This is a genomic window from Xanthomonas sp. NCPPB 3569 (assembly GCF_041475645.2).
GTDB lineage: Bacteria > Pseudomonadota > Gammaproteobacteria > Xanthomonadales > Xanthomonadaceae > Xanthomonas > Xanthomonas phaseoli.
The window spans coordinates 1,679,430-1,690,995 of the sequence record NZ_CM192969.1 but is presented as its reverse complement, the minus strand read 5'-3'; the positions used below and the strand labels follow the sequence as shown (position 1 = coordinate 1,690,995).

8 protein-coding genes are annotated in these 11,566 nt (G+C 64.3%); 4 read left to right on the top strand and 4 right to left on the bottom strand.

Features of this window, described 5'->3' with window-relative positions; translation table 11 throughout:
- Positions 1-25: 25 nt before the first annotated feature.
- The 3 genes from lolA to ACCQ03_RS07210 all read right to left on the bottom strand — a co-directional run bounded on the left by lolA (position 26) and on the right by ACCQ03_RS07210 (position 5,196).
- Positions 26-697, bottom strand: a complete 672-nt coding sequence (gene lolA / locus ACCQ03_RS07220; protein WP_057678133.1) for an outer membrane lipoprotein periplasmic chaperone LolA — start codon at positions 695-697, stop codon at positions 26-28.
- A 64-nt stretch (positions 698-761) separates the two neighbouring features.
- A complete protein-coding gene (locus tag ACCQ03_RS07215) occupies positions 762-2,690 on the bottom strand; it encodes a DUF3857 domain-containing transglutaminase family protein (RefSeq protein ID WP_244664091.1) in 1,929 nt (642 codons plus the stop codon).
- Between the two features lie 148 nt (positions 2,691-2,838).
- Positions 2,839-5,196 (bottom strand): DNA translocase FtsK, encoded by a 2,358-nt coding sequence (locus tag ACCQ03_RS07210; protein ID WP_209226939.1) that lies wholly within the window; start codon positions 5,194-5,196, stop codon positions 2,839-2,841.
- A 283-nt stretch (positions 5,197-5,479) separates the two neighbouring features.
- Between ACCQ03_RS07210 and trxB the strand changes: the two genes are divergently transcribed.
- The 4 genes from trxB (at position 5,480) to infA (ending at position 8,938) form a co-directional block, all read left to right on the top strand.
- Entirely contained in the window at positions 5,480-6,448 is a 969-nt protein-coding gene (trxB, locus tag ACCQ03_RS07205) for a thioredoxin-disulfide reductase (protein ID WP_209226941.1), read from the top strand.
- Between the two features lie 57 nt (positions 6,449-6,505).
- Positions 6,506-7,624, top strand: coding sequence for a GNAT family N-acetyltransferase (locus ACCQ03_RS07200; RefSeq protein ID WP_209226945.1), 1,119 nt, complete (start codon positions 6,506-6,508; stop codon positions 7,622-7,624).
- 265 nt (positions 7,625-7,889) lie between these two features.
- Entirely contained in the window at positions 7,890-8,639 is a 750-nt protein-coding gene (gene aat, locus ACCQ03_RS07195; RefSeq protein ID WP_057678135.1) for a leucyl/phenylalanyl-tRNA--protein transferase, read from the top strand.
- Positions 8,640-8,719: 80 nt separating this feature from the next.
- A complete protein-coding gene (gene infA, locus ACCQ03_RS07190; RefSeq protein WP_002813418.1) occupies positions 8,720-8,938 on the top strand; it encodes a translation initiation factor IF-1 in 219 nt (72 codons plus the stop codon).
- Positions 8,939-9,222: 284 nt separating this feature from the next.
- Here the strand turns inward: infA and clpA are convergent, their stop codons facing one another.
- Positions 9,223-11,505 (bottom strand): ATP-dependent Clp protease ATP-binding subunit ClpA, encoded by a 2,283-nt coding sequence (gene clpA, locus ACCQ03_RS07185; protein WP_039569859.1) that lies wholly within the window; start codon positions 11,503-11,505, stop codon positions 9,223-9,225.
- Positions 11,506-11,566 lie beyond the last annotated feature (61 nt).

The window sequence follows — 11,566 nt, the reverse complement described above, 5'->3', positions numbered from 1 at the left end:
TCATCGCGCGCGCCCGCAGACGCTTCTATTGCGCGTCGCCCACCACATCCACGCCCTTGGCCGGCGTATAGCGGAAGGTGTCTGCGGCAAAGGCCGGATTGCGCTTCCAGCCGTTAAAGCTGATCGCAGTGCGCTGGCCGACCGCGTCCACCACTTCCATCCGGGCCAGGCCATCCTTGCCGAACCCCAGCGAGGCGATCTGGAAGCTGGCGTCGGTGTCCACCTTGGGCGTCAGCGACAACCATTGCAGGCCGTCGCGTGGCGTGGCTTCTTCGCTGACGTCGTACTTCTTGTCCAGAAGCGCCGGGTCGATCAATGCGACCAGCGGGCTGTTCTGCTCTTCGCTGCCCTGTGCGCGCACGGTGACCTGCTCCAGATCGGGGTCGAACACCCAGACCTTCTTGCCATCGGCCACGATCAACTGCTTGTAGGGCTTGGCATATTCCCAACGGAACTGGCGCGGCGTTGCCAGTGCGACCCGCCCGCTCGAGGTTTCCTTGACCCGGCCATTGGCGTCGGTCACCCGTTGGTTGAACTGCCCATCCAGACCCTTCAATCCGCGCGTGAAGGTATCCAGCTCCTGGCGCGCACCGGCAAACGCGGTGCCGGCGAACAGAGCAGTGGCAAGGACGGCGTAACGGAGCTGGCGATGCATCGCGGTCTTCCAGAAGGACATGCGTGGATTCTGATACTTCATAGATGAATGGGCGAGCGCTATCGCACGACGTGTTCAGATGGCGGCATGTGCGCGGCACTTCGCCTCACTGCGCCGTCTGCACCCTGGACAGATCGCCATAGACGATCTGTCCGCGAAACCCGCGCCGCACCTGTTGGTAGAGCTCGCGAAAGGCGCGGTAATCCTGCGGCTGGCACAACGCCTGTGGCCCGCGCACGGCGGCACGCTGCAGGCGATGCACGGCGGTCACCGTCTGCCCCTGCCGTGTCCACTCAACCGCGTATTGGCCGGCGGCATTGCGAAAGGTGCTGCTGCGCGGAATGGCGATGATCGGTACCGTCTCGGGAAAGCTCACCACGTAGGTTTCCTCGCGCACGCTGTCGTTGCAGTAGAACGGGGTCAGATTGTTTTCGGCCGATGTGGTGGTGTAGATGGCGCGTGTCGATTCGGCACCCGGCATATCCGGCAAGGTCATGCCGCCGACCACCGAGAAATCCACCGCGTCCTTGGCCTGGAAGGTGTAGCGGTAGTTGAACGGTGCATCCAGATCCAGCGGGTCGCCCTGGATCAGCAGATCGCCGGTGCCGTCGAAACCGGACTGGGCAAGGATCGACTCTTCGATCCGGTTGCGATTTTGCGCATTGAGCTGCACGAACATCGCGCGCAAGCCCACTTCGCCGGTCTGCCCGCTGTCGAGCGTGGTGGTGCCCTGCAGGTCGCCCTGCGGCGTGAAGCGGTATTCGGTGCGGGCGACATAGCGATTGACCTTGCGGTCGTTCGGCGGCGTCTGCGTCACCTTGCCATCGCGCGTATGCACCACCGGCGCGCCGAGATCGCCTGCTGGCAGCTGGCCGAAGCGCGCGTAGGGGTTGGTCGAGTCCACGTACAGATCGAATGCAGGAATGTAGGTGATGGCGTGGTTGAAGCGGCCCAGTACCGGGATCTGCGGCAAGGTCGGTCCGCCCTCCGCCCCGATCAGCACCGGGGTGCTGGCGATCCCCTTGGCTGCAAGCAGGGCCTCCAGGATCACGGTGTGGTCTTTGCAATCGCCGTAATGGTTGGCCAGGATGCTCTCGGCGCTGTTGGGTTCCAGCCCGCCATTGCCCAGATACACCGCCACATAGCGGATATTGCGCGCCACCCACGCATACAGCGCGGCAGCCTGCGCGCGCGGGGCATCGATACCGCGCGTGACTTCATCGGCCAGCGCCTGGATCGCCGGCGTCACCGCCGCAGCGCGCCCGCCCTTGACGTGATACGCCAGGCCCATCTGCGACCAGCTATCGAAGGTGCTGGCCATCAAAGTGGGACTGAACTCCCAGGTCGCCGCGCTCCAGTTCTGGTTCTTCATCGGCGCGGTGCGCTGGTAGCGCCACTCCCAGCGTGCCTGGTCGCCGCGCACCACCGGCTTGGTGCTGCCCTGCAGCCCGCGTGCGGAAAGATGTATCGGCAGCCCCTTCGGCGCGACCAACGTGATCACGGCATCGTCGTACTGCGCGAAGACGCTGAAGGTTTCCCACAGGCTGAAGTAACCGGGGAAATATGGCGTGTTCTGTGCCCGCCGCACGCGGTACACGATGCGCGCGCCCGGCGCCAGATTCGGGAACACCACCACTTTCACCTTGCGGTCGGCATACATCGCTGCCGAGGCGCTGGAATAGCTTTCCTGGGTATAGATCTTGTCGGCCGCCACGTCCTGGCGCACCCCTTCGGCCGTGACGGTATACGCCTGCAGCACATCGAGCGTTTCCATCTTCTCGCTATAGCTCAGCCTCACCTGGCTGAACTGCTCCACGGCCGACTTGGTCTTGAGCAGGATCTCGTACTCGTCGGTTTCCACGCTGCTGGCGTCGGCACGCACCTCGTAGTCGGCGCGGTAGCGCACGAAACTGTAATTGGTGTCGGCCTGCGTGCGTGTTGCAGCGCTGGCAGCGGGTGCAGGACGTTGCTGTGCCTGGGCAAGCAGCGGAAGACAGAGCAGCAGCAGGAGCACTAACGAGGGACGATGCAACATGGGTCTCGATCACGGCGGGCCGGAGCGGCCCTTACCCACAGGGTAGCCGCTGTGCCCGGCAATGGCAGGCACGGGCTTCCAACAATGCGGCATTGCTGCAGGCGCCCGATCGGGAGCTGCACCTGAAACGCGCCACGACATCGCCGACCTACTTCGGCGGCGGCGGTGCCAGCACGGTGCGGTCGCCATTGTGCTCGGGCGGGCTGACCACGCCGGCCGCTTCCATCGCCTCGATCAGGCGCGCGGCGCGGTTGTAGCCGATCTTCAGACGCCGCTGTACGCCGGAAATCGAGGCACGCCGGGTCTCGGTGACGATGCGCAAAGCCTCGTCGTACAACGGGTCCGATTCGTCGCCGCCACCGCCACTGCTTTCCGGCAGGCCGGTGGCACCGACCACGGTGCCATCGCCCATGGTCTGCACTTCGTCCAGCACGCCTTCGACGTAGGACACCGGCCCGCTGGCCTTGAGATGCTCGACCACGCGATGCACTTCCTCGTCGCTGACGAAAGCCCCGTGTACGCGGTCCGGCAATGCGGTGCCCGGCGGCAGGTACAGCATGTCGCCATTGCCCAACAACGCTTCGGCACCGGACTGGTCCAGGATGGTGCGCGAGTCGATCTTGGAGCTGACCTGGAACGCCACGCGGGTCGGGATATTGGCCTTGATCAGGCCGGTGATCACGTCCACCGACGGCCGCTGCGTGGCCAGGATCAAGTGGATGCCGGCCGCACGCGCCTTCTGCGCCAGGCGCGCGATGAGCTCTTCGACCTTCTTGCCGACGATCATCATCATGTCGGCGAATTCGTCGATGAAGATGACGATGAACGGCAGCGTCTCCAGCGGCCGCGGCGCTTCGCCCAGTTCCGGGTTCGGCTTGAACAGCGGGTCCATCATCGGCTGACCGGCGTCGATGGCGTCCTTGACCTTCTTGTTGAAGCCGGCCAGGTTGCGCACGCCCACCGCGCTCATCAGCTTGTAGCGGCGCTCCATCTCGGCCACGCACCAACGCAGGCCGTTGGCGGCCTCCTTCATGTCGGTGACCACTGGCGCCAGCAGGTGCGGGATGCCCTGGTAGACGCTCAGTTCGAGCATCTTCGGGTCGATCATCAGCATCCGCAGTTCCTTGTGCGAGGCCTTGAGCAGCAGGCTCAGCACCATCGCATTGACCGCCACCGACTTGCCCGAGCCGGTGGTACCGGCCACCAGCAAGTGCGGCATGCGCGCCAGGTCGGCCACGGTCGGCCGGCCGGCAATGTCCTTGCCCAGCGCAAGCGTCAGCGGACTGGCCGACTTGTCGTATTCCTTGGAGCGCAGCAATTCGGAGAGGAAGATCATCTCCCGGCTGACGTTGGGAATTTCCAGGCCGATCACCGACTTGCCCGGGATCACGTCCACCACGCGCACCGACTTGACCGACAACCCACGCGCGATGTCCTTGTCCAGCGAGCTGATCTGGCTGACCTTGATGCCTGGCGCCGGCTCGATCTCGAAGCGGGTGATCACCGGGCCCGGATAGGCCCCGACCACCTGCGCCTCGATGCGGAAATCCTTGAGCTTGAACTCGATCTGCCGCGACAGCGTTTCCAGCGTCTCTTCCGAATAGCCCTTGGTCTGCGGCTTGGGGTCGTCCAGCAGCGCCAGCGGCGGCAGGTCCGAGCCATCGGTGCTGACGCCCTGGAACATCGGAATCTGGGTGTCGCGTTTGGCGCGCTCGCTTTTTTCCACCACCGGCGCTGGCGGCGGCTCGATCTTCACTGGCTCGCGCTTGGCCTGCTTGACCGCATCGACCTTGCGCACTTCCTCGCGCTCTTCGCGCATCACCCGGGTCTGCTGCCACTCGGTGGCCTGGTGGGTCTTGCGCTGCATCAGCGGCCCCAGCGCCAGCACCCACTTGCCGATGCGCTCCATCACCGCAAACCACGACAAACCGGTCGCCAGGGTGATCGACACCAACAGCAGCACCAGCACGAACAGGTTTGCGCCCAAGGCACCGAAGCCGGAGCTGAGCGAGCCGGCAACCAATTTGCCCAGGATGCCGCCGGCCTCGGCCACCTCGCCCTGGAACAGGCGCAGATGCAGGAAGCCGGTCGAGGAAATCAGGAACCCCACCATGCCGACCAGGCGCAGCGCCGGCCCCAGATCGCTTTGGGTTTGCTCTTCGCGCTCGCCGATCAAGGCGATCCAGGCCACCGCCCCCAACAGCACCGGCAGCAGGAAGGCCACATACCCGAACAGCTGCAGCAACACGTCGGCCGCCAGGGCGCCGAATCGGCCGCCCATGTTATGGATCGGCGCAACCAGATTGCCGGTGCGCGACCACCCCGGATCGGTCGCCGAGTAAGTGAACAGGCTGGCCAGCAGATACAGCAGCAACGGCGCCACCGCGATCAAGGCCAGATCGCGCCAGAGCTTCTGCCGCCGCGGATTGTCCGCCGCCGCCGTCTTGCGCGACGACGATTTGCCCTCTGCGGGCTTGCTGCTGCGTTCGGGAACCTGCTTTGCCACCTGTAGCCAGACCTTAGAAAAATGCTGTTAGTGTTTGATAATAAACGACTGAAGCCACGGTTTCAGCAGTTGCATGCGCCCTGCCCGTCCAGCCAGGCGCCGCGCAACGAAAAACGCCGCACAAGGCGGCGTCGAGCACGTGGTTTGAGCGGAGCATGCCATCTGCGGTTCAAGCAGTTCCATCGCGCCGCCTTGATTCACCGGGTGGGGATCGCCACTCTATGCCGCCACGGGGGCGCGAATGACTTCGCCTGCCCTCCCAATTCTTAGATCGCGAGTATACATGAGCGCCTCTTCTGCCAGCCCCGCCAAGCACTCCCGCCTGTTGATCCTGGGCTCCGGCCCGGCCGGCTGGACCGCCGCGGTCTACGCCGCCCGCGCCAATCTCAAGCCGGTGGTGATCACCGGGCTGCAACAAGGCGGCCAGCTGATGACCACGACCGAAGTGGACAACTGGCCGGGCGACCCCCATGGCCTGATGGGTCCGGACCTGATGAGCCGCATGCAGGCGCATGCCGAGCGCTTCGAGACCGAGGTCATCTTCGACCACATCCACACGGCAGACCTGTCGCAGCGCCCGTTCCGGCTGATCGGTGATGGCGCCGAGTACACCTGCGACGCACTCATCATCGCCACCGGCGCGACCGCCAAGTACCTGGGCATCCCCACCGAAGAAGCCTTCAAGGGCCGTGGCGTCTCCGCCTGCGCCACTTGCGACGGCTTCTTCTACAAGAACCAGGACGTGGTCGTCGTCGGCGGCGGCAACACCGCGGTCGAAGAGGCGCTGTACCTGTCTAACATCGCCCGCAAGGTCTACCTGGTGCATCGCCGCGATACGCTGCGCGCAGAAAAGATCATGCAGGACAAGCTGTTCGCCAAGGTGGCCGCCGGCAAGATCGAGACTGTCTGGCACCATGCGGTGGACGAAGTGCTGGGCAACGATGCCGGCGTGACCGGCGTGCGGGTGAAGTCCACGCAGGACGGCAGTACCCGCGAGATCCAGGCACACGGCTTCTTCGTGGCGATCGGCCATCACCCCAACACGCAGTTGTTCGATGGCCAGCTGGCAATGAACAACGGCTACCTGGAGATCCGTTCCGGCCTGAACGGTGGAGCGACCGAAACCTCGGTGGCCGGCGTGTTCGCCGCCGGCGACGTGGCCGACCAGCATTACCGCCAGGCCATCACCTCGGCCGGCTTCGGCTGCATGGCCGCGCTGGATGCCGAGCGTTATCTCGACAAGAGCGCCTGAGATGGCGCCTGATTGCCGGCCGCGCCACGCGGCCAGCATCGCCAAAGGGCTCCCCGCGTGGGTATGACCGCACGCTGGTGTCGTCAGCTGGACGAGCTGCCAGCCGGCGCCTGGGATGCGCTGCACGATGGCACCCATCCCTTTATCAGCGACGCATTTCTGCAAGGCCTTGAACGCGAGGGCTGCCTGCGCCCGGACTGGGGCTGGAACCCGCTGCACCTGACCTTGTGGGAAGGCGACTCCCTGGTGGCCGCGGCTCCCGGCTACCTCAAGAACAACTCGCACGGCGAGTTCGTGTTCGACCACGCCTGGGCGCATGCATACGCGCGCTATGGCCAGGAATACTTCCCCAAGTGGCTGTGCGGGGTGCCCTACTCGCCCGTCACCGGCCCGCGCCTGCTTGGTGCGCCCACGTGGCGCGGCCACCTGCTGAAGGCGATGCGCGAGCTGGTGGAGCGCAACGGACTGTCGTCAGCGCATGTGAACTTTTATCCCGCCAATGAAGACGCCGCCTTCGATGCCGATTGGCTGGAGCGCAACGACCTGCAGTACCACTGGCACAACGCCAGCGGCTGGAGCGATTTCGAGACGTTCCTGGCGGCGATGGATCACAAGCACCGCAAGAACATTCGCCAGGAACGCGCCAAGGTGCAGCGTGCCGGTGTGCAACTGCGCGTGGTGCACGGCGATGAGGCCAGCGATGCGGATCTGGCCGCGATGTACGGCTTCTATCTCAAGACCTTCAACGAATACGGAAATTCGCCTGCGCTGACGCCGCAGTTCCTGCAGCACCTGGCCACGGCCATGCCGCGCCAGCTGGTGATGTTCCTGGCCGACCTCGATGGCCATCCCATTGCCGGGGCACTCTGCCTGCGCGGCCACGACACGTTGTACGGCCGCTACTGGGGCGGTGAAGCCCTGCCCGGACTGCATTTCGAGACCTGCTACTACCAGGGCATCGAATATTGCCTGCGCGAAGGCCTGACCCGCTTCGAGCCTGGCGCCCAAGGCCAGCACAAGATCGCGCGCGGCTTTCTGCCCACCCTGGTGCGCAGCAGGCACTGGATCGCCGACCCGGGCTTTCGCGAGCCGCTGGCACAGTGGTGTGCGGACGAGCGCGAGGCAGTCGCCGGGCACGCACGGGAACTGTCCGAGCACAGCCCGTTTCGCGGTTGATCCAGTCAGGGCGCACGAGCGAGGCGGATTGAATGCGCGGCGTTGCGGGGTAGTTCCTGCTGCGCGGCGCATCCCGCCAGCAGCACGCAGGCTGGATCGGCCGACAAATGTCATGAGCAGTCGTCAGGTGGACGCGAACTGTGCCCAGGAACCGGAGCCTGCATCTGGTCGCGCTAATTCCGGGCAGCGCTCGCAGACGCACCATGGGGCACAGCACGCATCGTGGTCCACGCTATCGGTTTGCCAGCTGCCCTACACTGCATGGATGGCGCGCCACTTCCCCTTTTTGCTCGATGCCGACCCGGCGGCGCCGTTTCCGGCGGCAGGCAAGGCCCTGCGCGACCCAGACGGCCTGCTCGCCATCGGCGGCGACCTGTCGCCCCAGCGCCTGCTCAACGCGTACGCGCATGGCATTTTCCCGTGGTACTCGGACGGTCAACCGATCCTGTGGTGGAGCCCGGATCCGCGCATGGTCTTTCGTACTGACGGCGTGCGCCTGTCCTCCCGCTTCAAGCGCCAGCTTCGCGCAAGCACCTGGACGGTTCGGGCCGATACTGCGTTCGAGCAGGTGATCGCCGCCTGTGCCGCCAGTCCGCGCCCAGGCCAGGACGGCACCTGGATCAGCGCGGAAATGCAGCAGGCCTATATCGCCCTGCACCGTCTAGGCCACGCGCATTCGATCGAGGTGTTCGACGGCGCGCGCCTGGTTGGAGGGATCTACGGCGTCGCGATTGGCCGGATGTTTTTCGGCGAAAGCATGTTCAGCGGGGAAAGCGGCGGCTCCAAGGTGGCGCTGGCCGCCTTGTCCGCCAATCTGCATGGCCGAGGGTGGCCACTGATCGATGCGCAGGTGGAAAATCCGCACCTGCTGAGCCTGGGCGCCGAACGCTGGCAGCGCGCTGACTTTTTGCACGAGGTGCAACGCCAGGTTGCCCAGGCGGAACCGCCGGGTAGTTGGTCTCAACGTTACGGCGAGCATGCCGCCAGCGACCTGTGTGAGACCCGCTTAACATAAAATTTGCACCGCGGGGAGATGGCGCGTAAAATGTCGTCCCTTACGGCCCTGCCGGGCCAGCCGTGATTGCACAGGATTACATGTCGAAAGACGACTCCATTGAATTCGAAGGCAGCGTCAGCGAGACGCTTCCCAACACCACGTTCCGGGTCAAGCTGGAGAACGGGCATGAAATCATCGCCCACATCTCCGGACGTATGCGCAAGAACTACATCCGCATCCTGACCGGCGACCGGGTCAAAGTTGAGATGACTCCCTACGACCTGACCAAGGGTCGTATTACCTACCGCATGAAGTAAGCGGTCCTGGTACGTCAGACGCGAGGCGGCCATTGGCCGCTTTTTGTCGTGTCTGCAATTTGAGCGCACGGTAAAAGGCGCCAACCGAGAGGCACTGCCCTGCTCCGCACCGGCTGCTCGGCAACGTGCCGGCAGCGTAGGAGCGCATCACTGACGCGTCGACCATCACGCATTCCCGCCAGGCGGGCCATTGTCAGGGCGCGTGATTGCAATACGCGCTGAAGACGCAGAAAAGCCGCTCTTTCGAGCGGCTTTTCGTTACCTGCCAAACACCTTAAAGGCGATCAATCCACGGTCGCGGGCAGCAGACGCTCCGGTTCCGGATGCGCCTCGACCACCAGTTCGCCGTCCTTGACGTCGATGTTGACCCGGCCACCGTCCACCAACTTGCCGAACAGCAGTTCGTCGGCGAGCGGGCGCTTGATCTTCTCCTGGATCACCCGCGACATCGGCCGCGCACCCATCAGCGGATCGAAGCCGTGCTGAGCCAGCCAGTCGCGCGCGGTCGGGGTGGCCGACAGGGAGACGTGCTTTTCCTGCAACAGCATTTCCAGCTCGATGATGAACTTGTCCACCACCCGCAGGATGTGGTCGAACGCCAGGGGCTGGAACTGCACGATCGCATCCAGGCGGTTGCGGAACTCGGGCGTGAAACCGCGACGGATCGACTCCATCGCATCGGTAGAATGATCCTGCTTAGTGAAACCGATCGACCGGCGCGATGCCTGGGTGGCGCCGGCATTGGTCGTCATCACCAGGATCACGTTCTTAAAGTTGGCCTCGCGCCCGTTGGTGTCGGTCAGAATGCCGCGGTCCATGACCTGCAACAGGATGTTGAAGATGTCCGGATGCGCCTTCTCCACCTCGTCCAGCAGCAGCACGCAGTGCGGTGTCTTGACGATCTTCTCGGTCAACAAGCCACCCTGATCGAAACCGACATAGCCCGGGGGCGCACCGATGAGACGGCTGATCGAATGCGCTTCCATGTACTCGGACATATCGAAACGCACAAGCTCGATGCCCAGCTGCAGCGCAAGTTGCTTGGTGACCTCGGTCTTGCCGACACCGGTGGGGCCGGCGAACAGGAAGTTGCCGATCGGCTTTTCCGGATTAGCCAGACCCGAGCGCGCCAGCTTGATCGAGCCAGCTAGCGTTTCGATCGCCGGATTCTGCCCGAAGATCACCATCTTCAGGTTGCGCTCCAGGTGCTGCAGTACATCCTTGTCGGTTGCGCTGACTTGCTTAGCCGGAATCCGCGCCATCTTGGCGACGATGGTTTCGATTTCTTCAATATCGATCAGTTCCTTGCGCTTGCCTTCCGGCAGCAGACGCTGACGCGCACCGGCCTCGTCGATCACATCGATCGCCTTGTCCGGCAGCAAACGGTCGCCGATATGCTTCACCGACAGGTCGACGGCCGCTTGCAGCGCGTCGTCGGCGTAGGTCACGCCGTGATGCGCCTCGTACTTGGGCTTGAGGCCCTGCAGGATCTCGAACGTCTCGCCCACGGTCGGCTCGACGATATCGATCTTCTGGAACCGACGCGCCAGCGCACGATCCTTCTCGAAAATGCCGCGATATTCCTGGAACGTGGTCGAGCCGATGCAGCGCAGCTCGCCCGACGACAGCGCGGGCTTGATCAGGTTGGAAGCGTCCATGGTGCCGCCAGACGCCGAGCCGGCACCGATGATGGTGTGGATCTCGTCGATGAACAGCACCGCATTGGGCACCTTCTTCAACGCGGCCAGCACGCCCTTGAGACGCTTTTCGAAATCGCCGCGGTACTTGGTGCCCGCCACCAGTGCGCCCAGATCCAGCGAGTAGATCACCGCATCGGCCAGCACTTCCGGCACGTCGTTGTCGACGATGCGCTTGGCCAGGCCCTCGGCAATCGCGGTCTTGCCCACGCCAGCCTCGCCTACGTACAGCGGGTTGTTCTTGCGCCGGCGGCACAGGACCTGGATGGTGCGCTCGATCTCGTCGCTACGGCCGACCAGCGGGTCGATCTTCCCGTTGCGTGCCTGATCGTTGAGATTGGTGGCGAACTCGGCCAGCGCGTCGCCCTTGGCCTCGCCCTCCCCGCCCTCACTCTTGGACTCGCCATCCGGCGCGGACGGCTGCTCGCCGTCCTCGCCCAGCTTGGCGATGCCGTGCGAGAGATAATTGACGATATCGAGGCGGGTGATGTCCTGTTGGTTCAGGAAGTACACCGCGTGCGAGTCCTTCTCACCGAAGATCGCGACCAGCACGTTGGCACCGGTGACTTCCTTCTTGCCCGAAGACTGGACGTGGTAGACCGCGCGCTGCAACACGCGCTGGAATCCCAGGGTGGGCTGCGTGTCGCGCCCGTCGTCTTCGGCCAGGCGCGAGACCGAGGCTTCGATTGCCTGCTCCAGGTCGTTGTGCAGGCGCACCTGGTCTGCCCCGCAGGCCTTGAGCACGGCCTGGGCGGAAGGATTGTCCAGCAGCGAGAGCAGCAGGTGCTCGACGGTCATGAACTCATGACGCGCCTCGCGTGCTCGCTTGTAGCACTGGCCGATGGTTTGCTCTAGGTCTTTGCTGAACATTGGTAACTCCGAACGGCTGTTGCCAACAATATGCGGCTTTTGTTGGGATTTTCCACAACCC

Excerpts from the sequence above, each read along its gene's own strand:
- aat (WP_057678135.1), top strand. The coding sequence starts at position 7,890 with ATGGCGCGCCACTTCCCCTTTTTGCTCGATGCCGACCCGGCGGCGCCG.
- trxB (WP_209226941.1), top strand. The coding sequence starts at position 5,480 with ATGAGCGCCTCTTCTGCCAGCCCCGCCAAGCACTCCCGCCTGTTGATC.
- clpA (WP_039569859.1), bottom strand. The coding sequence starts at position 11,505 with ATGTTCAGCAAAGACCTAGAGCAAACCATCGGCCAGTGCTACAAGCGA.
- lolA (WP_057678133.1), bottom strand. The coding sequence starts at position 697 with ATGAAGTATCAGAATCCACGCATGTCCTTCTGGAAGACCGCGATGCAT.
- infA (WP_002813418.1), top strand. The coding sequence starts at position 8,720 with ATGTCGAAAGACGACTCCATTGAATTCGAAGGCAGCGTCAGCGAGACG.
- ACCQ03_RS07215 (WP_244664091.1), bottom strand. The coding sequence starts at position 2,690 with ATGTTGCATCGTCCCTCGTTAGTGCTCCTGCTGCTGCTCTGTCTTCCG.